At 58.3% G+C, this 24,564-nt stretch carries 18 protein-coding genes and 1 tRNA gene; 14 read left to right on the forward strand and 5 right to left on the reverse strand.

What is annotated here, in order from left to right:
- Nucleotides 1-89 precede the first annotated feature (89 nt).
- From DD236_RS05195 to DD236_RS05215, 5 genes are read left to right on the forward strand one after another with little or no spacing between them, the layout of a single operon-like run.
- Complete coding sequence (locus DD236_RS05195; RefSeq protein ID WP_109093333.1) at nt 90-800, forward strand: hypothetical protein; 711 nt, start codon at nt 90-92, stop codon at nt 798-800.
- Entirely contained in the window at nt 797-2,359 is a 1,563-nt protein-coding gene (locus tag DD236_RS05200; protein WP_109093334.1) for a Y-family DNA polymerase, read from the forward strand. Before DD236_RS05195 ends, DD236_RS05200 begins: the two co-directional genes overlap by 4 nt.
- The gene (locus DD236_RS05205) at nt 2,352-5,666 is read left to right on the forward strand and encodes an error-prone DNA polymerase (RefSeq protein WP_109093335.1); all 3,315 of its coding nucleotides are present in this window, start codon (nt 2,352-2,354) and stop codon (nt 5,664-5,666) included. Before DD236_RS05200 ends, DD236_RS05205 begins: the two co-directional genes overlap by 8 nt.
- Nucleotides 5,667-5,720: 54 nt before the next feature.
- Nucleotides 5,721-6,203 carry a hypothetical protein gene (locus DD236_RS05210; RefSeq protein ID WP_109093336.1) on the forward strand — a complete coding sequence of 161 codons (483 nt, stop codon included), beginning with the start codon at nt 5,721-5,723 and terminating at the stop codon, nt 6,201-6,203.
- Entirely contained in the window at nt 6,203-7,519 is a 1,317-nt protein-coding gene (locus DD236_RS05215; protein ID WP_109093337.1) for a UTP--glucose-1-phosphate uridylyltransferase, read from the forward strand. The genes DD236_RS05210 and DD236_RS05215 overlap by 1 nt, the downstream gene beginning before the upstream one ends.
- On the opposite strand, the gene DD236_RS05220 is transcribed toward DD236_RS05215, so the two are convergent.
- Nucleotides 7,516-8,565 carry a GNAT family N-acetyltransferase gene (locus DD236_RS05220; protein ID WP_109093338.1) on the reverse strand — a complete coding sequence of 350 codons (1,050 nt, stop codon included), beginning with the start codon at nt 8,563-8,565 and terminating at the stop codon, nt 7,516-7,518. The two genes, DD236_RS05215 and DD236_RS05220, sit on opposite strands and share 4 nt — an antisense overlap.
- Nucleotides 8,566-8,694: 129 nt before the next feature.
- Here DD236_RS05220 and DD236_RS05225 point away from each other — a divergent pair, with 129 nt between their 5' ends.
- Nucleotides 8,695-10,128: an alanine/glycine:cation symporter family protein gene (locus DD236_RS05225; protein ID WP_109093339.1), complete on the forward strand. Its 1,434-nt coding sequence runs from the start codon at nt 8,695-8,697 to the stop codon at nt 10,126-10,128.
- Nucleotides 10,129-10,314: 186 nt separating this feature from the next.
- Nucleotides 10,315-10,400 (forward strand) — tRNA-Leu (locus tag DD236_RS05230).
- A 158-nt stretch (nt 10,401-10,558) separates the two neighbouring features.
- On the opposite strand, the gene DD236_RS05235 is transcribed toward DD236_RS05230, so the two are convergent.
- Nucleotides 10,559-11,725 carry an IS1249 family transposase gene (locus tag DD236_RS05235; protein WP_279322695.1) on the reverse strand — a complete coding sequence of 389 codons (1,167 nt, stop codon included), beginning with the start codon at nt 11,723-11,725 and terminating at the stop codon, nt 10,559-10,561.
- Nucleotides 11,726-12,156: 431 nt separating this feature from the next.
- On the opposite strand from DD236_RS05235, the gene DD236_RS05240 reads away from it, so the two are divergent.
- From DD236_RS05240 to betT, 3 genes are all read left to right on the forward strand, one after another.
- The gene (locus DD236_RS05240) at nt 12,157-13,647 is read left to right on the forward strand and encodes an aldehyde dehydrogenase family protein (RefSeq protein WP_109093341.1); all 1,491 of its coding nucleotides are present in this window, start codon (nt 12,157-12,159) and stop codon (nt 13,645-13,647) included.
- Between the two features lie 115 nt (nt 13,648-13,762).
- On the forward strand, nt 13,763-15,478 hold the full coding sequence (gene betA, locus DD236_RS05245) for a choline dehydrogenase (RefSeq protein WP_109093342.1): 1,716 nt from the start codon (nt 13,763-13,765) through the stop codon (nt 15,476-15,478).
- A gap of 73 nt (nt 15,479-15,551) precedes the next feature.
- A complete protein-coding gene (gene betT, locus DD236_RS05250) occupies nt 15,552-17,630 on the forward strand; it encodes a choline BCCT transporter BetT (RefSeq protein WP_109093343.1) in 2,079 nt (692 codons plus the stop codon).
- Nucleotides 17,631-17,797: 167 nt separating this feature from the next.
- On the opposite strand, the gene DD236_RS05255 is transcribed toward betT, so the two are convergent.
- Nucleotides 17,798-18,511 (reverse strand): C40 family peptidase, encoded by a 714-nt coding sequence (locus tag DD236_RS05255; protein ID WP_109093344.1) that lies wholly within the window; start codon nt 18,509-18,511, stop codon nt 17,798-17,800.
- Nucleotides 18,512-18,722: 211 nt separating this feature from the next.
- On the opposite strand from DD236_RS05255, the gene DD236_RS05260 reads away from it, so the two are divergent.
- Together DD236_RS05260 and DD236_RS05265 are read left to right on the forward strand one after the other, a co-directional pair.
- The gene (locus tag DD236_RS05260; protein WP_109093345.1) at nt 18,723-20,765 is read left to right on the forward strand and encodes a M3 family metallopeptidase; all 2,043 of its coding nucleotides are present in this window, start codon (nt 18,723-18,725) and stop codon (nt 20,763-20,765) included.
- Between the two features lie 56 nt (nt 20,766-20,821).
- Complete coding sequence (locus DD236_RS05265; RefSeq protein ID WP_109093346.1) at nt 20,822-21,142, forward strand: hypothetical protein; 321 nt, start codon at nt 20,822-20,824, stop codon at nt 21,140-21,142.
- Nucleotides 21,143-21,147: 5 nt separating this feature from the next.
- Here the strand turns inward: DD236_RS05265 and DD236_RS05270 are convergent, their stop codons facing one another.
- Nucleotides 21,148-22,095: an aldo/keto reductase gene (locus DD236_RS05270; RefSeq protein WP_109093347.1), complete on the reverse strand. Its 948-nt coding sequence runs from the start codon at nt 22,093-22,095 to the stop codon at nt 21,148-21,150.
- Between the two features lie 63 nt (nt 22,096-22,158).
- On the opposite strand from DD236_RS05270, the gene DD236_RS05275 reads away from it, so the two are divergent.
- Together DD236_RS05275 and DD236_RS05280 are read left to right on the forward strand one after the other, a co-directional pair.
- Nucleotides 22,159-22,995 carry an undecaprenyl-diphosphate phosphatase gene (locus tag DD236_RS05275; protein ID WP_109093387.1) on the forward strand — a complete coding sequence of 279 codons (837 nt, stop codon included), beginning with the start codon at nt 22,159-22,161 and terminating at the stop codon, nt 22,993-22,995.
- 10 nt (nt 22,996-23,005) lie between these two features.
- Nucleotides 23,006-23,701 carry an HAD family hydrolase gene (locus DD236_RS05280; protein ID WP_165819832.1) on the forward strand — a complete coding sequence of 232 codons (696 nt, stop codon included), beginning with the start codon at nt 23,006-23,008 and terminating at the stop codon, nt 23,699-23,701.
- Here the strand turns inward: DD236_RS05280 and DD236_RS05285 are convergent.
- Nucleotides 23,698-24,525 (reverse strand): proteasome assembly chaperone family protein, encoded by an 828-nt coding sequence (locus DD236_RS05285; RefSeq protein WP_109093349.1) that lies wholly within the window; start codon nt 24,523-24,525, stop codon nt 23,698-23,700. The two genes, DD236_RS05280 and DD236_RS05285, sit on opposite strands and share 4 nt — an antisense overlap.
- Between the last annotated feature and the right edge of the window lie 39 nt (nt 24,526-24,564).

The following is a 24,564-nucleotide window of genomic DNA, read 5'->3' on the forward strand; positions in this document are numbered from 1 at the left end:
GCTGGGCCGAAAGATGGTGAGTAGAAAGGTGTCGGAGGAAGAGACTATCCTGAATATCGAACACCATTTCGAACATGAAGGGAGGGGACATGGACGCGTCTGGACGCCTGAGCGCCGCACGAAATGCACTTGTGCAGGCCGAGGCGGCAGTGGGGCTGGCAAGGCAATCTCTCCCGGTTCACGAAGAAGAGTTTCAGGCGGGCGGTGGGCGCTGGGAGATCCCCACCTGCCTGAGTGGAGTGTTTCCTTCGGGACTTCGCTACGGAATGACCATTGGTATTCACGGAAGCCGTCTCGCCAGCATGCTTACTGCGGGGATCGCCAGTGATCAAGGGGCATGGGTGGCGTGCCTAGGTATGCCGGATATGAGCTGGGGCCTTGCCTCGATCCTTGGCATGAACCTGCAACACACAGTCTGGGTTCCCCAGTGCTCCAGCTCCTTCCTACCTCAGGCGATATCGGCTGCCATTGACGGCTTTGACGTTGTACTTGTTGGCCAGGGCTTGCTGGAGCAGGGGGATAGGCGAGTGCTTTCCCGCCGGGCTCTATCACGCGAGACCCTCCTGCTTGGGGAGGGGTGGGATACGCGCGTCGGAACCCGCGGCACCCTCGTTGATTTAGAAGGACTTGACCAAGGAGAGGGCCACATTTCTTCACTCGCCCTGCGCCTGGCAGGAATGTCCTCCTCGGAGGTATCCGGGGAATCGGCCCTCATAGAGATAACGGACACCGGATGGAAGGGAACTAAGGAAACGGTTAGCGGAAAGACTCACCGGCATCTAGAGGTCGTGAGCTTATGAAGCTCTCTGGAAGTGTCTGGATTCCGGACTGGCCGGTCACTGCCGCGGAGATAGCCGGAGATGTGGATTCGGCAACGCCGGCGGCGGTATATGGAAAACGTGGCATTCTCTCGGCAAACTCGTGGGCGCGCAGAGAGGGGATCACCGAAGGAATGCGTCAACGCAGCGCGCATTCCCTGAGCCCTCACGCCCTGTTGCTTCCCGCTGATCCGGAGCGCGAGTCTCTCAGGTTCGAACCAGTCCTGCGGGCTTTGGATCGCCATATCGCCAACGTGACAGTTGTTAGCTCCGGCAGCGTTCTCTTCACCGCCGCGGGGGCGATAAAGGCAGCGGGATCGGCGGAACTTCTTGGAGAGGAGATCATCGGAGAAATCAACGATGTAGCTGGTTGTGAGGCCCTCGTGGGATTTGGCTACGGAACACTGGCCACCCTCTTGGCTGCCAGAGATAACAGCGTCGTTTCCCTCGCGGAGACGGACTCCTTCATTGGTAGAGAGCCACTGTCTTCACTGCTTGTTGCGGCCCCCTCAGAGGATAGCCGCGAAGACCTAATGGAGTGTCTCAACCTCTTGGAAAGGCTCGGGCTGCGGCGTCTTGGAGAGGTTCGCCAGTTGGGGCGAACTGCTCTGACCACTAGGTTCGGGAAGATTGGTCAGCTTATCTGGGCCCTAGTTGATGGGGACGATGTGCATGTGGCACATCGTCAGGAGGCCACACCTGAATTCTCTGTTACGCGCACATTTGAGCCGCCGCTGGAAACCACAGAGCAGACCGTATTCGCCGCAAAAATACTCGCAGATGAACTGGGTGAAGAGATTGTGTCGCGTTCTCTGGCCGGAGGAAGGCTTCTCATCACGGCCTCTTTGATGAACGGGAACGAACTGGAAAGGGCATGGCTGCTTGATGGCGGCAGTGTCAAAGATGTTGTTGACCGGGTTCGATGGCAGTTAGGAAGCTGGCTATCGAGCGGGGAGGACGGATCGAGCATTGTTCGGTTAAGTCTGAAGATGAGTGATCTCCTGCCCGCAGGCTACCGGCCACAGCCGCTGTGGGGCGGACAGAGCGTAAGCGAACATCAGGCGACGAAGGCGGCGCTCAGACTTCAAAGCCTTCTAGGAGAAGAATCGATCGCGGTTCCCTATCGGGTGGGGAGCCGCATTCCGAGCGAGCGTTACCGCACCAGAGCCTGGAACGAGGCACCCGATCATGAAGACCAAGGTGAGTTGCCCTGGCCCGGTTCTATCCCCGAGCCCCCACCATGTCTCCTTCACACCGAGCCGATCGCTGTGAATCTCCTGGGAGCTTGTGGGCATCAGTTGCAGGTATCGGGAGAAGGTGAACTTGGATGCCCCCAAGGATGCGCAGCCCAGCAGCCGTCGCTTCTTCGCGGGCGCGGCGGAGATATCGCCATTACGAGGTTCGCGGGTCCGTGGATTATCGAACAACGATGGTGGGACCATCCCGTGCGCCGGGCCTACCTGCAGGTCGCGGGCGCGGGCATCGGCGTACTTGTCTACATCGAAAACAACGAGTGGAAGGAAGAAGGACGCTATGTCTGATTGGACCAGCTACTGCGAACTTCACGCTCATTCCTCCTATAGCTTTCTTGACGGGGCCTCCCTTCCCTCCGAATTGGTAGAACGGGCCGTTGAGCTCGAACTCGAAGCGCTCGCCATCACCGATCACGATGGTTTCCCGGGTGCTGTCCAGCACATGGAGGCGGCCCGCAGCACCGGCCTCGCCACGGTGTTTGGCACAGAGCTCACGTTGGGCAATTCCCCGAACGCCGGGGACTCGCGCACCGGAGCTGAGGATCCGCCCGGAGAACACGTTCTCCTCATAGCTCGAAATGCTCAGGGATATCAGTCCCTTTCCAGCACTGTTGGCCAAGCCAAGTTGGCCGGCGGCAAGAAAGGGGAGGCACACTACACGCTGGAAGGGTTGGCCGAGAGCGCTCGCGGCCAATGGCTCCTGCTTACAGGATGCCGCAAGGGTAGGGTGAACCGCGGGCTATCAAGCAGAGGTCCCGGTTTTGATCCGGACACAGCCCGGCGTGAACTTGAGTACCTGATCAGTCTATTTGGACGCGACAACGTGGCCGTTGAGCTCACGAACACAGGTGCCCCGCTTGACCGCGAGCGCTGCAACCTTCTGGCGGAGCTTGCCCAGTCCGTCGGGGTGGACTCGGTTGCCACGGGCAACGTGCACTACGCGAGAGCACAGGACCGCCCGATTGCTGATGTTCTTGCCGCAACGCGGGCCCGCCGCCCCTTGAGCGCGATGGATCCCTACCTGCCAGCCTCGGGACAGTACCTGCGTTCGGGGGCCCAGATGCTCCAGCGCCACCGCGATCACCCTCAAGCCATTGAAGCGGCCGCACGGCTCGGACGTGAATGTTCCTTCGATCTTCATCTTTTGGCTCCTAATCTTCCGCCCTTTCCCGTGCCCAAGGGGCACACAGAGGCCACGTGGCTGCGCGAGCTCACTGGGCGGCGCGCGACGGAACGATACGGCACCCCCAAAGATAATCCGGCGGCATGGAAGCAGATCAACCACGAGCTTGACGTGATCGAGCAGTTGGGATTTCCCGGCTACTTCCTCATTGTTGAAGAGATCACGAACTTCTGCCGAAGTGAGGGCATCTGGTGTCAGGGACGCGGATCTGCCGCAAACTCGGCAGTATGCTACGCACTGGGAATCACTGCCGTTGACGCAGTCAAACATCACATGCTCTTCGAGCGTTTTCTTTCCCCCGGGCGGTCAGGCCCTCCGGATATAGACGTAGATATTGAATCTGGCCGCCGCGAGTTAGTGATCCAGCACGTCTATGAACGCTACGGGCGCACGCGCGCCGCACAGGTGGCCAACGCGATCACCTACCGCCCGCGATCAGCCATACGGGATACCGCCCGCGCCTTTGGCTATGACCAAGGGCAGGCTGATCAGTGGGCGAAGAATGTTGAGCACAAGGTTCCACGCCAGTCCGGGCGCACCGTGGACCTGACCAAGGACCTTCACCAAGCACAGACACAGCGACTGATCTCCCAAAGTGGCCGCTCGGGCCTTTTTCACGAGCGTTGGGAAACGGGAAGCATGCCACCGGAGATTAGTGAGATTGCAGCCCGCCTCCAACGCCTCCCGCGCCATCTGGGCATACACTCGGGCGGGATGGTGTTGTGCGATCGTCCGGTGATTGACGTGTGCCCCGTCGGATGGGCCACCATGCCCGGGCGAACTGTCTTGCAGTGGGACAAAGACGATTGCGCGGAGGCCGGACTAGTCAAGTTTGATCTCCTCGGACTGGGGATGCTCACCGCGCTGCGTATCGCGTTCACATGGCTCGCGGAAGGTGGCATCCGTGGAACTGACGGGAAAGCCCCCGACCTTCACAATCTTCCCCAAGAGGACCCACGGGTCTATCATCTCCTTCAGGCAGCGGACACTGTGGGTGTTTTCCAAGTTGAATCGCGCGCCCAGATGGCCACGCTGCCGCGGCTACGCCCCGAAGAGTTTTATGACATCGTCATTGAAGTGGCCCTCATACGCCCAGGTCCCATCCAAGGCCAAGCGGTCAGCCCCTATCTCAAGCGACGGCGAAAGCGCGAGGCAGTCACCTACCCTCACGAACTCCTGCGCCCGGCACTCGAAAAGACCCTAGGTGTGCCACTCTTTCAGGAACAGCTCATGCAGATCGCCATCGATGGGGCTGGCTTCACTCCTGTGCAGGCAGACAAACTGAGGAAGGCCATTAGCTCCAAACGCTCCCACGAACGCATGGAGCAGATCCACGCTGAACTCATCGAGGGAATGCGCGCTCGCGGTATCGATGAGGAGACGGGAGAGGAGATTTATGACAAGCTTCAAGCGTTCGCAGAGTTTGGCTTCCCCGAATCTCATGCGTTTTCTTTTGCCTATCTGGTGTACGCCTCCGCTTGGCTCAAAGTGCACTATCCGGAAGAGTTTTACGCCGGTCTTCTCGGTGCTCAACCCATGGGCTTTTATTCGCCTCAATCTCTCGTGAGCGATGCTCGGCTTCACGGGGTTGCCGTCCGCCCTCCCGATGTTTCCTTCTCCTTGGAGGAGGCCTCGGTAGAAAAATGCGCGCCGAGGGACGTTGAACGCCATCGGCTTGTTGATGCCCATCCCGAGAAGGTGGTGCGGCTGGGCCTTTCTCAAGTTAGCGGGCTACAGCAGGCCATTCCCAGAATCTTGCAGGCCCGTGGGGAGGCCCCGTTCTCCGATGCCGCCGATCTGGCGCATAGGGCACAGCTGTCGCGTCAGGATATTGAGGCTCTGGCCAGCGCGGGAGCTCTTGAATCATTAGGGACGGGGAGACGGCAGGGGATCTGGTTGGCCCAAAGCCTAGAGGATCACGGCGCTATCCATGGTCTGTACTATCAGCCCACAATCCCCGGTACTGCCGCACCGGCCCACATACCTGCTCTGCCTCAAATGAGCGAGGCGGAAAAGGTGAATGCTGATCTGGAAGTGACAGGGATATCCTCCTCCGCCTATCCCACGGAGTTTCTTCGCCCAGACCTTAAGGAGAGGAACGTTGTGCGCATTGCGGATCTTGGGCAGGAAGAGGAAGGCCATCGAATACTCGTTGCTGGCGTTGTGACCCACCGCCAGCGTCCGCACACCGCTCAAGGGGTTACCTTTATTTCTCTTGAAGATGAGACGGGCCTCCTTAATGTTGTGTGCTCTCACGGGCTGTGGCAGCGCTACCGTCAAGTGGCGCGAACCAGCCCTGCCTTGATTGTGCGTGGGATGGTAGAGCGCGGTGATGGCGCTATGAATTTTGTCGCGGATCGCCTTGAGCCCCTTGGCCTGAGAGTGCCGCTCAAATCCAGAGATTTCCGGTGAGGCATTCACCACCGGGTAGACTAGAGCAGACATATCCGTGGGAAGGGGAGTGCGTTGCCGAACATCTGGAGAATAGCCGCGAAACTGGGGCCGGCAGTCCTCATTGTGGCCCGGCAGCTTGCCCCACAGATTCAGAAGATCCTCAAAGACAATCCCGATGCGTTCTCTGATCTCTTGAAACGGTTCAAGCTTGTTCAGGACTCCAAGAAGAAGGAAAAGGCCCCGAAGGGGCTGGAAAACCGCGTGACGATTCTTCGTGAACAAGTGGTGTACCTGTATGCTTCGGCCAATACGTCCGAGGTGGCGAAGCAGGCCATAGTCTGGCGCAATGAGCTTGATGCGATCGAGCGGGCACTTCCCGTTATTGGGGCCATGAAGCACAGTTCTCAGGTTGCCCAACGTAGGAAGTTCTCACGGCGTCTGGACGAACTATCGCAGCAGATCCTCGCTGCGAGTCTGACGGACGAGGTAGAGGATGCGATTGTCCTAGACGATACTGAGGATAACGAAAACTTCGAGGACCCTCAGGAGCCATAGTGACAGAACCCGCCGCCATTGCAAAGATGCGAGCGCACGGCAAAACGGAAGCAGAAATAGCCGATTTTTCGCGTGCTTTTAACCGTGTGTACTCTGGTGAGCGGACTCTTATCCCCGAGCGTATGATCGATCCACTCACGAGCATCCGTTCCTTGAGTTCACTGGAAACACCACAGGATGCGGCGCAAGCTATCTCGCACACCGCTGTGCTCAAACTCAATGGTGGAATCGGGACAACGATGGGGCTGAACGGTCCCAAATCCCTTCTTGAGGCGCACGAAGGCCGTACATTTCTTGACATTGCGCTCGGCCAAATCCTCTGGTTGCGGGAGCACTACCAGATCCCTCTTCCATTCATCCTTCTGAACTCAGATGCAACGGCATCCGCCACGCAGAAGGCCCTTGGTGCACATAACGCACCAACCGATGGCATCCCGTCAACTGTTCTACAGACGGTGGTCCCGCGCCTTGATCCCGATACGTACGAGCCAATTTCGTGGCCAGCCGATCCGTCCCAAGAGTGGGCCCCTCCTGGCCACGGCGATCTTTACGGGGTTCTCGTGCGCACTGGCCTGCTCGATCTTCTCCTTGAGAAAGGCTATTCCTATCTCTTCGTGGCGAACGCGGATAACTTGGGAGCCGTACCAGATCCTACGATCGCATCGTGGTTCGATCACACTGGCGCGGACTTCGCGGCTGAGGTAGTCCGCCGCACCCCCATGGACACTAAGGGTGGGCACTTCGCCCGAAGGATTTCCGATGACGGCATTGTTCTACGCGAACTGGCTCAAACCCCGGAATCTGACCTGCCATTCTTCATGGATATTCAGCGTCACGCTTTCCTCAACACGAATAACCTCTGGATCAATCTCGCCTCCCTAAAACAGGTATATGAGAATGGAGGCCTCGCCCTGCCTGTGATCGTCAATCACAAGACTGTAGGACACAAGGTGCCTGCCATCCAGATCGAGAGCGCGATGGGCTCGGCAATCGGGAACTTTGCCCACGCTGAGCTCCTAGAAGTGGATAACACTCGCTTCATCCCGGTCAAGCGAATGGCAGACCTCATGCTGCTGCGTTCGGATGCCTTTGAGCTGACACCAGAGGGCATCATTAAGGATCGGGCCCCGCAACGTCCCATCGTGGATCTAGATCCACGCTACTTCGCACGCTACGAAGATTTTGCTGCACGGGTGCCCGAGACCCCCTCGCTCCTCCGTGCACACTCCCTTACGATTCGCGGCGACGTCCGTATTCCCCCCGGCTACGTTGCCGAGGGCAATGCGCAGATCATCGAGGATGAACCAGAGGCCTAGTCCAGCCCCAGAACCCGGGGGATGTCCGGAGGGAAGAAGCCGGGCCCCTTGAGAACCTTGCCGTCTTCGCGATAGATCGGCTTGCCGTCCGAACCCAATTTGGAGAGGTTCGAAGCCTGTACTTCCGCTAGAACGTCACGCATCGGTATTCCGAGTTCGAGCGCCATCCCGTAGATTACGTACACCAGATCAGCAAGCGCATCGGCAGTTTCCACAGTGTCGCGCGCGCCCGTATCCGAGGCGACACCTTTTGCGAACGCCTCCTCGATCAAGGAACGCGCGTCATACCCATACACCGCCCCAACCAGCTCGGAGAACTCCTCGGCCACAAGCGCCATACGCATATGTACCCGCTCGCGATCAGAGTTGGGCCCGTCGGAGACGATCGGCAGGCCGTAGGTCTCGTGGAACTGCCGCACCAATGCCTCCGGATCCCTCGAATCGGGAATCGCCGGACGAACCAATGAAGGTCCAAACCATGCGTGTTGAGGCGAACGTGGATCATCTTTAAGGAGCGAGCCCACTAGCGAACCGATCGCCTCACCCTGATTAGTGACTAGATTCTTGCGGAGCTTTCCCTCGAACGTAAACCCGGCGCGCCACGCGACCTTTGCCGAGGGCCAGTTGGGCTCTCCGTTGATCACGTAGCACGAGTACTGGATGGCCTCTAGGCCCAGTTCAGCAAAGCCGAAATCGACGACCTTCTGGAGGGCCTCGATCATGACCCCTCGTCCGCGGGCCTCGGGCGCCAGCCAAAATCCGATCTCGGCGATGGACGGCGCGCTCTTTGTTAGCCCGATGGCGCCGAGGATGGGGGAAGAATCCGTCGTCGTCGCCCTAATAAACCACGTAGGCGAGTCCTTTTCCCAACCCGGCAACGCAACATCCTGGATAAAACTGACGGCGTCCTCGCGACCATAGGGGACCGGAATCGTCGTCCACTTTTGGATCTCCGGATCCTGACAGAGCACTGTCACTTCGTCTGCATCGGCTAGCGAGGGAACATCAAGCCTGAGCTGGTGGGTAGTAAGGATCTTAGGCAACATGCCAAAGAGTCTACCGCTCAACAGATTTGCCTGCTCCGTCCCGCTATCTAGCTACGCAACATGCCGGACACATAACTCTGCAACACTAACGCCAATCGGAACCATGACCGTCCGGCGAAAGGTGACCTCATGGATAGCTTTAATTCTGTTCTCGAGACGATATCGGGGTGGGTCTGGGGGCCATGGTGCCTCATTCCCCTTCTGTTTGTGACCGGCGTGATCCTGACGTGGCGGCTGCGTGGCATTCAGATCACGAAGCTCATTCCAGCACTGCGGCTCGGGTTGTTTGAGCGTCAGGACAAAGATGCCGAAGGGGGAGATGTTAGTCAGTTCCAAGCGCTGACTACAGCGCTGGCAGCCACGGTGGGTACCGGAAATATCGTGGGCGTGGCTACTGCCGTGCTGATGGGCGGGCCCGGAGCTATCTTCTGGATGTGGGTCTCCGGATTCTTCGGTATGGCCTCGAAGTATTCTGAAGCGTTCCTTGCGGTGCGCTACCGTACCCGTGATGACAAAGGCGAGATCAGTGGAGGCCCGCAGTACTACCTGCAGCGCGGTATTAAAGGTGCGGGAGGCAAGATCCTAGCCCTAACCTTCTCCGTTTTTGCTGTCCTCGCATCCTTCGGTATCGGCAACATGACGCAGGCGAACTCGATCTCCGCGAATATGGAGGGAACATTCAATATTCCCACGTGGGTTACCGGTGGCGTGCTCGCTATCCTCGCGCTTCTCGTCCTTGTTGGCGGAATTAAGTCAATCGGACGGGTCACGGAGCGGTTTGTTCCCTTCATGATCCTCGTCTACGTGGTTGCCACCATCGTCCTCTTGGTACTGAATGTTGGCGATATTCTTCCCGCTTTCGGCCTCATCTTCTCGGATGCCTTTACCGGCCAAGCGGTTGCCGGTGGCGCACTCGGTACCGTAATCCGGTTTGGCATGGCACGCGGCATCTTCTCGAACGAATCTGGCATGGGATCGGCTGCGATCGCTGCCGCCGCCGCAAAGACCACCCACCCGGTGCGCCAGGGCCTCGTCTCGATGACTCAAACCTTCATCGACACCATGATCGTGGTGACGTGTACGGGCATCGCGATCGTCACCACCGGTGTGTGGAATGGTGCGGATAGTGACAGTGCGGGCACGCTTACCGGAACCGCCTTTGACACAAGTTTGCCCGGCCAGTGGGGGAGTATCATCGTCACGCTCTGCCTTGCGATGTTCGCGTTCTCCACAATTTTGGGCTGGTGCTACTACGGTGAGCGTAACGTGGAACGCCTCGTAGGTGTGAAGTGGGTGCTGCCGTACCGGGTGCTTTTCAGTCTGATTGTCTTCGTTGGCGCCACCACGTCTCTTTCCGTTGTGTGGAACGTTGCGGACATCCTTAACGGCTTGATGGCTATCCCCAACCTCATTGGGCTCATCGTCATGTCCGGGCTGATCGCGCGCGAGACCAAGTACTACCTGGATAACGATCCTCATTTGCGTGCGAACAAACAAGAAATTGATACCTTCATGGAGGGGCACCCGGGTGGGATCGATACGTACGAAACCAGTGGAGTTTAGGACGACGACGGAGCTTAGCAAGCAATGACCTCATGCAATTCTTAAAGGGAAGCCCAGTGAGCTGCGTCGCTCGTCAAAGGCGACGCAGCTCACCCCAAAAAGAGGTCTTTCGTTTTGTCGGCAACTCGAACTGCATGCTAAAGTTTTATCCGTTGCTCGGGGAGATAACCCGGAAACAAGTCACCTGCGCGGGTGGCGGAATAGGCAGACGCGCTAGCTTGAGGTGCTAGTCCTCGTATTAGAGGGTGGGGGTTCAAGTCCCCCTCCGCGCACGATATAATGGGTGCATCCATGTGCTGTAAAAGCATGTGGATGCACCTTTTTCTATTGTCACATGAGTAGCTCATAGGGGCTGGTGTGGATGCTATGTTCACGCCCTTTATGCGGGTTATAGGCCAATACGTGGTGTTTTAGCGGCGTGTTGTGGGGTTTATTTGGAGCGTCCGGCCCAGCCTTTGCGGGCCCAGAGGCCTTCTTCGTTGGTGATGGCTGTGCCGTAGTGTTCAGGACCATCAGGTGTGGGCTTGGTGTGTTTGGTTTTGGGGATGATTCGCCGGGAGGGTCTTCCGGTTTTCTCCCACTCGGTGAGGATCTGGCGGGTGGTCTGGACGAATTGGCTGTGGGTGTAGCAGTACCAGTCGATCGCGGCGATCATGTGGGCCTCGGACAGGCCTCGGTGGTAGAGCACAACCAGGCGCAGACAATTGTTGAAGGATTCTAACGGGTTCGTGGTCCGCTCTCTGGGCGGGTCGAATTCAAGGAAAGCGAACAAGTGGTCCTTGCCGTGTAGGGATGCTAGCCGGCGATAAACGCGCCTGTCGCGTTCGTGGGTGTACCACCATGTTTGGTTCCCGCGCCGCTGGGAGGCCGGGACGTCCTTCGCCCAAGTGCGTTCTTTGAAATAGGTGTCGTATTCGGTGTTGATCTCGATCAAGAGTTTGACCCACGTGGCGGCTTCTTCCTTGCTGGTGACTTTCAGCAAACGCCGTGATAGTGCCAGCAATGCTTTACCAGCATCTGTTTTCGGACGCTTGGTCAGGTCGGACAGATTGTTGCGATGGACATGGACCAGACAGCGTTGGACCGCCACCTCGGGCCAGAGCTGTTTTAATGCTTTGAGAGCTCCACCGTGTCCGTCCGTGGTCACTAGGTCTGGGGGTGGAATCTTTGCGAGCAGGGCGGTGTAGGCCGCGCTATTCTCCTGGTGGCACCACTGGCGGGCGAGGACATGTTCCCCGTTATGGGCAACGAGCAGGCACCAGTTGTAGGGCAGGTAGATCCCATCAATGAACAACTGGTCATAGACCTCGCCAGTAATCTCAATAGCAGGGGTGGGGACCTGCCAGCACCAGGCCAAGCGACGTCGTAATCCTCTCCCAGTGTTGCCGGAGATCTCGGCCTGAGAGAGCTTGCCGAGCAGGTAGGTCAGGAAGCTGGTGAAGGTGGCTAGGGTGGATTGGTCCGTGCGTGGGGCTGTGCTACTGACACTACAAGCGGTGCATTTCCAGCGTTGAGAACCCGCAGCACTCTTGCCTGATTTGATCATTGGTTCCTGACAGATCGGACACCGGCGGGCCCGCGTGGATCGTTTTCTCACGAGCAACTAGAAAAGCAGCCCACATCAGTCCATTTGTCAACGACCCACCCGTATTATGGTCTGCCCACCATAAAGACTACGACTTTCCGGCGCCCTAACAACCAAAACTCCAATTATAAACACCACGTATGGGCCTATATCCCCTTTATGCTGGGCGGTTGGTGCTCTGTATTTTCATTTAAGCAGGCGCATAAAACAGTCCGTATCGTGAGATGTAGAAGGTATGGACTTCCGTAATTTCGCGTCAAAGGACTGTCGGAAGGTCTCTCGAGTAATACCTGCAATGACGCAGCTTAACAGGTGTTGAGGCGCCTTAATCCCACTACCTACGCACTTTCGTATCCGCCATTATGGCACGCACGTATAATTGACGCCACAGTGTAAGTTTCGTTTAACTAGGTCTAATACTAAATCTGGAAAAGGGTGAACGGGTGCCAGAGTTATTTATTGACGGTCAGTGGCGAGCGGCCCACGATGGTGGAACACGTGAGATTCGCTGCCCTGCGGACGTCAGCAATGTGATCGAAGTAAGTGAAGCAACTGTTCAGGACGCCCAAGAGGCCATAGAGGCTGCGAAGCGGGCATTTGAGCGAGGGCAGTGGCGAGCCACACCGGCTGTGTCACGGGGCCGGATGTTGGCTGAGCTTGCCGACAAGATGGAAGCGGAAATCGAGGAGGTTGCCCGGCTCGAGGCACTCGATACGGGCAAACGAATGGTCGAAGCGCGCATCGACATCAATGATGTGATTGGTGTGTTCCGTTTCTACTCCACTGTGGCCGATGGCGATGCCGGACGAATAGTGGATACGGGCCAAGAAGACGTGGTGAGCAAGATTGTCCACGAGCCTCTGGGCGTCTGCGCGCTCATTACGCCGTGGAACTTCCCGCTCCTTCAAACGTCGTGGAAGGTGGCCCCGGCACTGGCGGCAGGTAACACGTTCATTTTGAAGCCAAGCGAGCTCACTCCCTCCACGGCCATCTGGCTGATGGCAGCACTTGATGAGCTGGGTCTACCCGCTGGCGTCGGCAACTTGATCTTGGGAGACGGCGGCGTTGTTGGCCCGGTTCTTACTGAGTCCCCAGATGTCGATATGGTCTCCTTTACCGGCGGGCTTGTGACCGGCCGCGGCATCGCGGCATCGAGTGCAGCAACGGTCAAGAAGGTTGCCTTGGAGCTGGGCGGTAAGAACCCCAATGTTGTGTTCGCGGATGCGGATTTCGATGCGGCCGTGGATATGGCGGCTACCGGAATCTTCCTCGATTCCGGTCAGGTGTGCTCTGCAGGCGCCCGGCTGATCGTGGAGGAGTCGATTCACGACGAATTCGTAGACGAACTGGTTCGCCGCGCCGGTGCCATCAGGCTGGGTGGCCCCTTTGATGAATCCGCGGAAACGGGTCCGCTTATCAGCGCGGCACACCGTGAAAAGGTGGAAAAGTACGTTGAGAACGCTTTGGAGGAAGGAGCGGAACTGCGGGTAGGCGGCGGCCGGCCCACGGACGAACAGTTCACCGACGGTTACTTCTATCTCCCCACAATTCTGGACCACTGCACCTCTGATATGCGATGCGTTCAAGATGAATCCTTCGGCCCGGTGCTCACCGTGGAGACCTTCTCCGGCTATAGCCGCGACGAGGCGGAAAAGAACGCGATTGCTCTGGGCAATGACACGATTTATGGGCTTTCTGGGGCAGTGTGGACCAGCGACGCTGGCCGCGCACAGCGCGTAGCTGCAGGCCTGCGCCACGGCACTATCTGGATTAATGATTACGGCCCCTACGTGCCTCAAGCAGAGTGGGGAGGATTCAAGCAGAGCGGTGTGGGCCGGGAACTGGGGCTCGAAGGATTAGACGAGTACCGCGAAACCAAGCATATTTGGCATAACACACGCCCTGCCCCACAAGGATGGTTTGGCAGCAAGTGAGATTCACGGCGTCAGAGTATGTCTGGCGGCGCAATTTCTGATAAATCCACGATTCCAAGGCGCATGGAGCAACCATTCGCCCGCAATGACAGCAACTCATGGGAGGAACAGAAAAATGAAGAACTATGACTATGTGATCGTTGGTGGAGGCTCAGCAGGCTCCGCCTTGGCAAATCGGCTCACTGCCGATCCGGAGACTTCGGTGCTTGTTCTGGAGGCGGGCCACTCAGACTTCCGGATCGATCCATTCGTTCACATGCCAGCGGCCCTCTCCTTTCCCATTGGTAGCCCGCTCTACGATTGGAAGTACGAAACGGAGCCGGAGCCTTACATGGGAGGGCGCCGAGTAGAGCACGCTCGTGGCAAGGTGCTAGGCGGATCGTCCAGCATTAACGGCATGATCTTCCAACGCGGAAATGCGCTGGATTATGAACGTTGGGCAGGTGATCCGGGTATGGAGAACTGGGACTATGCCCACTGCCTTCCATATTTCAAGCGAATGGAAACTTGCCAAGCTGGAGCAGATCTGTGGCGCGGAGGCTCCGGGCCGCTCAACCTAGAGCGCGGCTCCGCCAGCAGCCCGCTCTTCGGCGCCTTCTTCGAGGCCGTCCAGCAGGCCGGCTATCCGCTGACTGATGACGTCAACGGATACCGCCAAGAAGGTTTTGCCCCCTTCGATGCAAATGTGAAGAACAGCCGCCGCTGGAGCGCAGCCCGCGCGTATCTACATCCGGTGATGAACCGGAAGAACTTGACCGTGCACACGCTCAGCCTCGTGACCGGCCTGCGCACGCAGGGCAATAGGGTGACCGGCGTGGAGTACCTAAGAGGGGGTAAGCAGCACCGCTCCGTCAGCGCTGGCGAAGTCATTCTCTGTGGCGGCGCCTTCAACACGCCTCAGCTCCTCCAGCTCACCGGCATCGGTGATCCGAAGGACCTTGCCCCGCTGGGTATCAACACGATCTCTGAACTGCCCGGAGTGGGCAAGAACATGCAGGATCACTTGGAGGTCTACCTCCAGCACGCTTCGAAGCAGCCGGTATCGATTGGTAACTGGTACAAGCTACGCCACTACCCGCGGATCGGCGCCGAATGGCTGTTCCTCCGTTCTGGCGTGGGTTCATCCAACCACTTTGAGGCCGGTGGCTTCATCCGTTCGAACGATCAGGTGGATTACCCCAACCTCATGTTCCACTTCCTGCCGATTGCTATTCGCTACGACGGCACTCGCCCGCCCACGGAGCACGGCTATCAGGTCCATATCGGCCCGATGTACTCGGATGTGCGCGGCACCCTGAAGATCAAGTCAACCGATCCCACGGAGCATCCAGCTATCCAGTTCAATTACCTCTCTACGGAGAAGGACCGTCGCGAGTGGGTGGAGATCATCCACAAGGCTCGCGAGATTCTGGAGCAGCCAGCCTTCGAGCCCTTCAGCGATGGAGAAATCTCCCCAGGCTCCTCCGTCCAGACCGATCAAGAGATCATCGATTGGGTGGCCAAGGATGCCGAGACGGCCCTGCACCCCTCCTGTACAGCGAAGATGGGCGTGGGCGAGGACGCCGTTGTGGATCCCAATTCCATGAAGGTGTACGGAGTGGAGGGACTTCGCGCCGTGGACGCCTCCGTCATGCCTTACGTAACTAACGGCAATATCTACGCGCCCACGATGATGGTGGCGGAGAAGGCCGCGGATCTTATCGCAGGCAACACGCCGCTGGGCCCGGTCGACGCCCCCTACTACAAGCACGGAACCGATACGCCGCTGTGGCCTGAGGGCGATCCGCGGAACAACGAAGCCGTGCCCGGAACCGTGCACGGCCACCGCTAAACGGCCTTCACATTGGGCTGGGACGCCAGTGCGTCCCAGCCCTTCGATTGCTGACAACTAAAGGAAAGCGTACATGGACCGACCGCCAGAAACAGATGAATCGGCGACCGAAGAAACTCGCGAAATCCTCGAACCTCAGGACGATACCCAACCCGGAGAGGGATACCATGCTCCCATAAACTGGGTGGTGTTTATTGGCTCCGCTATCGGGATTATGGCGATCACGCTCTGGGGAGTTCTGGCGCCAGAAAACGCTGGATCCGTCCTGGCCAACGCAGTGACGTGGATTTCGAATTCCTTCGGATGGTTCTACATCCTGTTGGCAGCCGCTGTGCTGGTTTTTGTGATCTACCTAGCGGTCTCTAATTACGGCAACATCAAGCTGGGCCCCGCGCACTCCAAACCTGAGTTCAATACGATGACATGGGCAACGATGTTGTTTGCGGCTGGCATCGGAACGGATCTCATGTTCTTCTCCGTGGCCGAGCCGGTGACCCAGTATTTGGAACCGCCTAGCGGTGCCGCCGAAACGGTGGATGCCGCCCGTCAGGGAACCGTGTGGACTCTGTTCCACTACGGGTTATCTGGATGGGGCATGTACGCCCTCATGGGAATGGCGATGGGCTATTTCGCCTATCGCAAAGGCCTGCCGCTAGCTGTACGATCCGCTCTACGCCCCGTCTTTGGTAAGAGAGTAGAAGGCAAACTAGGGGACGGCGTTGACCTAGCGGCCGTTATCGGCACCGTGTTCGGCGTGGCTACGGCGCTGGGTATCGGCGTTGTCATGATCAACGTGGGCCTAGAAGTCCTCTTTGGCCTCCCAAGGAACATCTACGTCCAAATCGGCGTAGTGGTGGTAGGCGTTGCTGTTGCAACTCTCTCCGCCGTATCCGGTGTGGGCCGCGGTATCCGGCGCCTGTCCGAACTCAACGTGCTTTTGGCTGTGGTCCTTGCCCTCTGGATTCTAGTGACCGGCAAAACGCAGTATTTGTTGGAGGGCCTGGTTCTCAACATCGGTGACTTCTTCCGGCTGTTCCCCGACATGGTGCTCCAAACCTTTGCTTTTGAAGATACCGGTACGTGGATGTCCGATTGGACGTTGTTCTTCTGGGCATGGTGGGTAGCTTGGTCCTCCTTTGTGGGGCTCTTCCTCGCTCGGATTTCCCGAGGCCGCACCATCCGAGAGTTTGTTGGTGGAACACTCGCGATTCCCCTCATCTACATCCTCATGTGGATCTCCATCTATGGAAATGCAGCGTTGGACCTGATTCGAGGCGGGAACGAACAATTCGGAGCAGACACAGTCTTGGATCCGGAGGGTGGTTTCTATAGTCTCCTTCAGGAGTATCCGGCCGCAACATTTATCATCGGTTTAGCCACGTTTACTGCTGTCCTCTTCTACGTCACCTCTGCGGATTCGGCGGCCCTAGTGATGGCCAACCTGACCTCCAAACTTCCCACTCCGCAGCATGATGGCCGTCCGGCCCTCCGCATTTTCTGGGCCTTCGTGACCGGCGCTCTGACGATAGCGATGCTGCTGGTTGGCGGTATCGGTGCGCTGCAAAACGCGACAGTGATCATGGGATTACCGTTTGCCATAGTCATGGTGCTGGTCATGATCGGACTGTACCGTGCGCTACGGATCGAGAGATATCAGGAGGAGGCGGATAACCAATCGCTTGCGCTGGCCCTGTCCGGGCGTGTGAGCGGTCCGCCGCGCAGCAGGCATGAATGGAAGCAGCGGCTTTCTCGGGCGCTTTCATTCCCAACCGTAAAGGAGTCTCTGCGTTTCGAGCAGAAGGTTCTCGAGCCAACGCTGCACGAAGTGGCGGCCGAAATGGAGAGGCGCGGCATTGCCTCCTCTGTTGAATGGTGTGAGGACGAACTGGGCAATAAGTACATAGAGCTGTGCGCCCAAGATGGGGAAGATCAACCGTTCCGATATCAGGTGTGGCGGACCCTAACTCCGCTGCCCACGTATGGCGGCAGGATTTCATCCGCCGAGGATCAGTACATGCGCCTAGAGGTTTACCTTGGCGCCGCCGGAAATGGCTACGACATCATGGGCTACAACTATGAACAGATTGTGGACGATGTTATGGATCAGTACGAACGCCACCTAGAGTTCCTCCGTTTTCAGGAACAACATTAGGTAAAGAGGCGGTCCTTGGCATGGGCCCCGTACTGGGTGGTGAATCAAGAGTTTCCACCTAGGTCGGGGCCTATTCTGTGGCGCAAATCTACAGCAACCGCATTATAAAACCCCCGATCATAAACATCATGATCGGGGGTGAGGCTTTAAGCCTGAAGAGCTACTAACTAGCCAACTCGGATGTAGGTGGGGCTGCCGTAGACCGGACCCTCTTGCACGCCAGTGCTGGGGTTGCGTGCTGCGATGTGGTTCCCGTTGCCGGTGTAGATGCCGACGTGACCGGGCCACCACACGAGATCGCCGGGCTGGGCTTCCGAAGCGCTGACGGGTGTGCCTGCCGATTGCTGGGCTCCCGAAGACCGGGGAAGGTTGATGCCCATCTGGGCGTAAACATAGCTGGTAAAACCGGAGCAGTCGAATGCGGTGGGGCCCGCTGCGCCCCACACGTAGGGTGCTCCAACGTATTGACGGGCAATACCTACAACCCCGCCGGCGGTGGAGGGAGCTGCGGTGGCTGTCTCGGACTCGGTGGCCGCTGACTCAGAATCGGAAGCTGTCGTGTCCGTGGCGGCCGTGTCCGTGGCGGCTGCTGTTTCGGCCTGCGCTTCTTCAACAACGGGCTCAGGTTCCGGCTCAGTGACCGTAACGGTGGCATCGAGTGTCTCGAAGCTGACCTTGTCGGCCTTCTCGATCTTCTCAGTGGCCGTGACTGCCTTCGTAGCAGTGACCTCAGGTGTCGCATGCGCTGCAGTGAAGGCGGCTGTTTGATTGGCTGCCGCGTCGTCGTCGGCCTGAGCGGCGGGAACCAACCCGCCGAGCATCGCTCCAACTACTAAGCCAGAAACTCCTGGAGCAATGATCTGCTTGGACGAAACCTTCATACTTATCTCCTTGGCCTTCCCGGTATTGCGTGAAGGAAAGGCCCTGAGGCCGTGTGCCTGTTATCGAATCGTTATCGGACGTTACCCAACGTACACTATCGCTCCACCTCTCGTCATCTGATCTTGCGTTAGTTAGGTAACAGATTGTTATCTAGCCTGCGGAACGCCAAGCGGACCCGGACTAAAGGCTCAGGAGCGATAGGATTACTCAATGACTTATGAAGCGTACGGTTTACCAGAATTCGCCACTATTACTCCGGAGGGCAGCGTGGCCCAGATCCGTGAGGCGATCGCACAGCACCGCTCCCTGATTGCGAACATAACATCCCAGAAGGCTGCGCCGACGGTTGAGAACACGCTAGCTCCGTTTGAGCGCGGAGCGCTGGCCTTGCAGCGACCGATCACCATTGCCTGGACGTTCATCGAATCGGTAGGTGGCCCGAAGTGGGAAGCTGTGGAAACTGAAATAACCCCGCTACTTGCTACCCATGATGATGACATCTACCTTGATAGGCAGCTCTTCGGAAGGTTCCAGGCGCTTGGCACACACGATCTCGACAGCCAAACCATGTGGTGTGTGGCGGAGCATCTGAAGCAGTTTCGGGCACATGGGGCCCAGCTGGAAGCCGATGATCAAGCTCGCCTGCGGGCGCTCAACGGCCGCATGGCCGAACTGGCCAGTTCGATCGGCCAGATAATTGTCAAGGCAGGACAAGATGGTGCCCTCAGGCTTAGCGAGGAGGAGACGGCCGGGCTGAGTGAGGCCGAACGAGCAGGGCTAGCAGCAAACGCCGCCACCAACCCACAGCGCGCGGCCGGCGCCCCTTACCTGCTCAACCTCACTCTGCCTTCCCAACAGCTCATTTCCTCATCCTTCGCCAACCCGGACACCCGGCAGCGAATCTTCGAGGCGTCAGTAAGCCGGTGCGATGGGCACGACGCGGCCACCGATCCTCGCGAACTCATCGTGGAACTGGTGCGGCTGCGAGCCGAGCAGGCGGGTCTGCTCGGGTTTGAGAACTACGCGGAGTTTGTCGCTTCGCAATCCACCGCTGGCTCAAGCGAGGCAGTAGATAGCTTGCTCGATTCCATGGTGGCGCCTACCCAGAAGAACGTGGAACACGAGGCCCAGCAGCTCAAGCCGTCCTATGCAGACAGTGCCGGGGCCGCCGGAACTTTCGCCCCATCCGATTGGCTCTATGCCCAGGAAGCGCTGCGCGCCTCCCGATTCGCGATCGATAATTCTGAGCTCTCGAACTACTTGGAGCTATGGCATGTGGTTGAGGACGGTGTGTTTTACGCAGCGAACCGACTGTACGGGCTTCAGTTCGCAGCCCGGCCGGACCTTGCGGGATACGCGGAAGACGTGCGTGTGTGGGAAGTGCGAGAGGAGGATGGGACGGTCCTAGGCGTGTTCCTTGGTGATTACTACGCGCGCGAAGGCAAGCGGGGAGGTGCTTGGATGCACGAGATCTCACTGCGGGCGGGCCAAGGCAACGAATACGCGATCGTCTTTAACAACCTGAACGTCACAAAACCCGCACCGGGAGAGCCAACACTGCTGACGTGGGATCAGGTCAACACCTGCTTCCACGAGTTCGGCCACGCCCTCCACGCACTCTTGACGGACGTCGAATGGCCATCAGCGGCGGGCACGAACGTTCCTCGTGACTTCGTCGAATTCCCCTCGCAGGTCAATGAGGTCTGGGCGGCTCACCCTGAGGTCCTGAGCAATTACGCGCTCCACTGGCAGACCGGCGAGCCGATGCCGCAGCGCCTGCGGGAGGGCCTCTCTGCCTCGGACGGCTTCGCCGAGGGGTTCAGTACGTCGGAGATTCTCCAGGCCGTGCTATTAGATCAGGCCTGGCATCGGTTTGGTACGGGTGACAGTGTCCCCGAAGCTGACGAGGTGGAAGCATTCGAACAGCAGGCGCTCCAACGCGCCGGAGTACTGTCCGAGTGGATCCCACCGCGGTACCGTACTGGATACTTCAACCACATTTTCTCTAGCGGCTACGCGGCCGGGTACTACTCGTACCTGTGGTCCGAGGCTCTGGATGCGGACACTGTCGATTGGTTCCAAACGAAGGGGTCCCAGGCAGGAGATGGCGGGCTTAACCGGGCGGCTGGATTGAAGATGCGCTCGTGTATCCTCTCGCGTGGAAACTCGCGTAATCCTCTGATCGGCTTCGAGGAGTTGCGAGGACGGTCCGTTGATACGGGCGCTCTCCTTCGCCGGCGTCGCTTGAGTTAGCCGCGGTCTCCTCCAAGGCGGTGGAATGCGTGGAAGGTCCGCGCTAATCTTGATCCATGGCTATTGACCCGCGTTCAGCTCTAGACAGTCTCATCGGTGCTCTCGAGGCGTTCCATCAGGCTGCGTTGAGCGCTCAGGATCCGGATACTCCCAGCATGATTGAAGCCTCTGACCGGCTAGCCGACGCGTATACCGTGTATGACGATGTCATGTTCACTCACTACGATGTTGAGCTTCCGTTGGATGTTTATTCCGATGTTGAGGACGATCCGTTTGATGGCGACGACGATTTTGACGATTTTGACGACGACGATTCACCCCTCGACAATGATGACGACATCATCGATATTGACGAGGATGATCTCGACAACCGTTGAGCTAGTCAGGAGGCGCGTTCGGTCACTTCGGCCAGCACGGCGTCGATTGCCTCGGGTACCTCAATCGTTTCGTTGAGCACGTGCTTTAGCTGATGAGCCGTCCGGGCGCCCGTGATAGCTGCACTCACGCCGGGTTGGCCGAGCAGCCACGAGAGAGAAATCCCGGCTGCAGACGTCCCAAGCCCGTCCGCCGCGGTGGCAACGGCCTCTACGATGCGCCGTGGGCTGGGAAGCAGATAGGGATCCACGAAGGCAGCGAGGTGCTCAGAGGCAGCTCGTGATGTGGGTGGGATGGTCCGTCGGTACTTTCCTGTGAGCACGCCACGGCCCAGGGGAGAAGCAGCGAAAATGCCCATACCCATGTGCTGCGACATTGGGATGATTTCTTCTTCGCAGTCTCTGGCGAGCAGAGAATACTCGGTTTCGATGGCCGTGAGAATGGGCAGGTGGCGTTCGATAAGAAGCTGTTGAACGGCGGCTGCGCGCCAAGCCGGATACCCCATGAGGCCGATATACCGGACGGTTCCGTTGGTCACGAGTGCGGCGAGGGCCTCTGCCGTCTCAGCGTTAGGGGCAAGGGGATCCGGAGCAGCAACCATGAGGACATCGATATAGGTGGTCTTCATTCGCTCTAGGGACGCCTCGACAGAATCAAAGATCGCGCCACGGCCAGCACCGAATCGGGAGCGTGAGCCATTCGCGGTGAATCCCGCTTTGGTACAGAGCACGACATCCTCGCGGGTGAACTTCCCGGATAGCAGTGTGCCAACGAGGGACTCGGCGGCACCCGCACCGAAGGCGGGCGAGGTATCGATCAGGTTGCCGCCTTCTTCCAACAGGATCCTGAGCTGTGCGATGGCCTGAGTTTCGTCCGTATCGCGGCCCCACGTGAGCGTTCCGAGCCCAACTTCTCCAACCACCAAGCCACTCTGGCCGACTGTGCGTTCCCTCATAAACACTAAGCCTAATGCACTAGGAGACTGTGCAGCACAGCGTGGGCGGCTATGCTGACCGCCGTGGGTATTCTCGAAGCAATAATTCTTGGCGTCATTCAGGGCGTCACCGAGTTCCTTCCGATCTCCTCCTCAGCGCACATTCGCATCTTCGGGGATCTTTTTGGCTGGGGCGATCCTGGGGCGGCCTTCACGGCCATCATTCAGCTCGGTACCGAGGCCGCAGTCCTCGTGTACTTCTGGCATGACATCGTGCGGATCATCTCAAAGTGGTTCCGGGCGATTCCTTGGTTCAAGTGGTCGAACCCCGTCTCCCAGAAAGATCCGGATGTTCGCATGGGATGGGTTGTTATTGCGGGCACGCTGCCCATTGGCATCTTGGGCTTCTTCTTCGCCGATACCATCGAAACAAGCTTGCGGAACCTCTACATCGTCGCGTTCGTGTTGGCATTTTTCGCGCTTATCCTAGGATTTGCGGATCGATACGCGAAGAAGACTAAGACGCTCGATGACATCAACATCAGAGATGGAATCCTTCTGGGCTTTGGGCAGGCACTTGCACTCATTCCAGGTGTGTCGCGTTCGGGCGGAACTATCACTGTAGGCTTGCTTCTGGGCTACACCCGTGAGGCCGCGGCTCGGATGTCCTTCCTACTTGCGGTCCCGGCCGTCATCGCCTCGGGATTCTTCCAATTGGCGAAGTCTAGCGGACAGGGCACCCTCGAATTTGGTCCCACCGCCGTGGCAACCATCATCTCGTTCGTAGTGGGCTACGCGGTGATCGTTTGGTTCCTGAAGATCGTTTCCACGTACTCCTACCTGCCATTCGTCATCTACCGCATCTTGTTGGCCATCACCGTGGTGGCACTTCTTGGTGCGGGGCTGCTATCCGTCTTCTAGGATGACCGGTATGAGTGCCCAGAACCTCGTCCTTCCCGGCGCCGTGCTTTTTGACATGGACGGAACTCTCATCGATTCCGATGCTTGGTGGTACGCGGCCGAAACTCGCGTGTTTGATCGCTTAGGGTTCCGCTGGACTCCCGAACAATCCACTGAATGGATCGGGGCCTCGCTCCTCGAATGCTGCGAGTATGTCGTGGAGCAGGGAAGGCTCGCGGTGACGCCCGAAGCGCTGCGCGACGAGCTGGCGGCTACCATCGCCCAGATTGCCTCCTCGGAACCCATCAAGTGGCGTCCGGGAGCATATGAGCTTCTCGAGTTAACGGCTCGTTTGGGCATTCCATCGGCGCTGGTGAGTTCCTCTTATGAGAGCTTTACTAGCACTATCGCGCATGCTGCACCGGCTGGAACGCTCACCGGGCATATTAGTGGCGATATGGTGACCCATCCGAAGCCGCATCCCGAGGGTTACCTGCGAGGTGCCGCAGTGCTGGGGGTCGCACCCGAATTTTGCGTGACGTTCGAGGATTCTGTGCCCGGCATGGAGGCGGCCATTGCTGCCGGAACTCACGCGGTGTATGTGCCGTTTTCAGCCGCCGCACCCACCATTGATGGCATGGCGCAGATTGATTCGCTCACCTTGGTTGATGAAGCAGCTCTTCACTGCATCGTCAACGATGAGGGCATGGCTGCTTTCGCGAACTAATCCCGATCCTCTCCGAGGTCTCGGAGGAACTTTTCGATCTCTTCAACCACTTGGCCAGAATTGGATTCCTGCTCCGCCTCATCGTCAAAAGCGGTTTCAAGCTGATTCACATAGGTTCCAATTTCAGGCGATTGCCCCGTGAGCTGGGTGATCTGCTCCTCCCAAGTCTGAGAAGCATCCGGCAGGCCGTCCGATTCCAGTTCCAGCCCGAAGCAATCGCGCAGCGCCTCCAAGAGCGCTAGCTGGGCCTTGGGGTTCGGGGGATCAGCAACATAATGGGGTACCGATACCCACGCCTGAGCGGTTGGAATGTGCTGGGCGTCCAGCTCCGCGCAAAGAACTGCAAGGGCGCTGGTGGGTCCGTTGTATTCGAGCGGCTCGATCTGCGGGTGGTCTGCCACGAGCTGTGGATCCGTGCTGTAAACACCCCAAGGGAACGGCCGAGTATGAGGGATATCCACCAGTTGGGCGCCGAGCGTGACCACCACGCTGGGTTCTAGCCCCTTCACGCTCGCTTGAAACTCGCTGATAAAGGTGCGCCAGTACAGGCTGGGTTCACTCCCGTACCCCAGAATGACGTCCTGACCGGGAAGATGGAGCCGGTGAAGGATGACGGCCGGCCAATCGATGGACATGCCTTCGGCGCGCATACGTTGAATGGGGCGGACATCTTGGAAGTTGAAGTACCGTTCATCATCGATGCGGAGGATCTCTTCGCCTTCGTAATGATCGATGAGGTACTCGGCGAGTCCGCTCCCGGACGCTCCGGCATCTGCCCAGCCGTTGAGAGCGAGGATCACGATCGGACCTTTATCTGTTGGCATCGCTATATTCTAGCGTTGTGGCGTGGCACTGACAAAGGC

Source organism: Ancrocorticia populi (genome assembly GCF_003123745.1).
GTDB classification, from domain to species: Bacteria; Actinomycetota; Actinomycetes; order Actinomycetales; family Actinomycetaceae; genus Ancrocorticia; species Ancrocorticia populi.

Bases quoted from the DNA above. Each gene is read 5' to 3' on its own strand.
- DD236_RS05285 (WP_109093349.1), bottom strand. From the start codon at position 24,525: ATGCCAACAGATAAAGGTCCGATCGTGATCCTCGCTCTCAACGGCTGG.
- DD236_RS05200 (WP_109093334.1), top strand. From the start codon at position 797: ATGAAGCTCTCTGGAAGTGTCTGGATTCCGGACTGGCCGGTCACTGCC.
- DD236_RS05255 (WP_109093344.1), bottom strand. From the start codon at position 18,511: ATGAAGGTTTCGTCCAAGCAGATCATTGCTCCAGGAGTTTCTGGCTTA.
- DD236_RS05260 (WP_109093345.1), top strand. From the start codon at position 18,723: ATGACTTATGAAGCGTACGGTTTACCAGAATTCGCCACTATTACTCCG.
- DD236_RS05265 (WP_109093346.1), top strand. From the start codon at position 20,822: ATGGCTATTGACCCGCGTTCAGCTCTAGACAGTCTCATCGGTGCTCTC.
- betT (WP_109093343.1), top strand. From the start codon at position 15,552: ATGGACCGACCGCCAGAAACAGATGAATCGGCGACCGAAGAAACTCGC.
- DD236_RS05195 (WP_109093333.1), top strand. From the start codon at position 90: ATGGACGCGTCTGGACGCCTGAGCGCCGCACGAAATGCACTTGTGCAG.
- DD236_RS05225 (WP_109093339.1), top strand. From the start codon at position 8,695: ATGGATAGCTTTAATTCTGTTCTCGAGACGATATCGGGGTGGGTCTGG.
- DD236_RS05270 (WP_109093347.1), bottom strand. From the start codon at position 22,095: ATGAGGGAACGCACAGTCGGCCAGAGTGGCTTGGTGGTTGGAGAAGTT.
- DD236_RS05280 (WP_165819832.1), top strand. From the start codon at position 23,006: ATGAGTGCCCAGAACCTCGTCCTTCCCGGCGCCGTGCTTTTTGACATG.
- betA (WP_109093342.1), top strand. From the start codon at position 13,763: ATGAAGAACTATGACTATGTGATCGTTGGTGGAGGCTCAGCAGGCTCC.
- DD236_RS05220 (WP_109093338.1), bottom strand. From the start codon at position 8,565: ATGTTGCCTAAGATCCTTACTACCCACCAGCTCAGGCTTGATGTTCCC.
- DD236_RS05205 (WP_109093335.1), top strand. From the start codon at position 2,352: ATGTCTGATTGGACCAGCTACTGCGAACTTCACGCTCATTCCTCCTAT.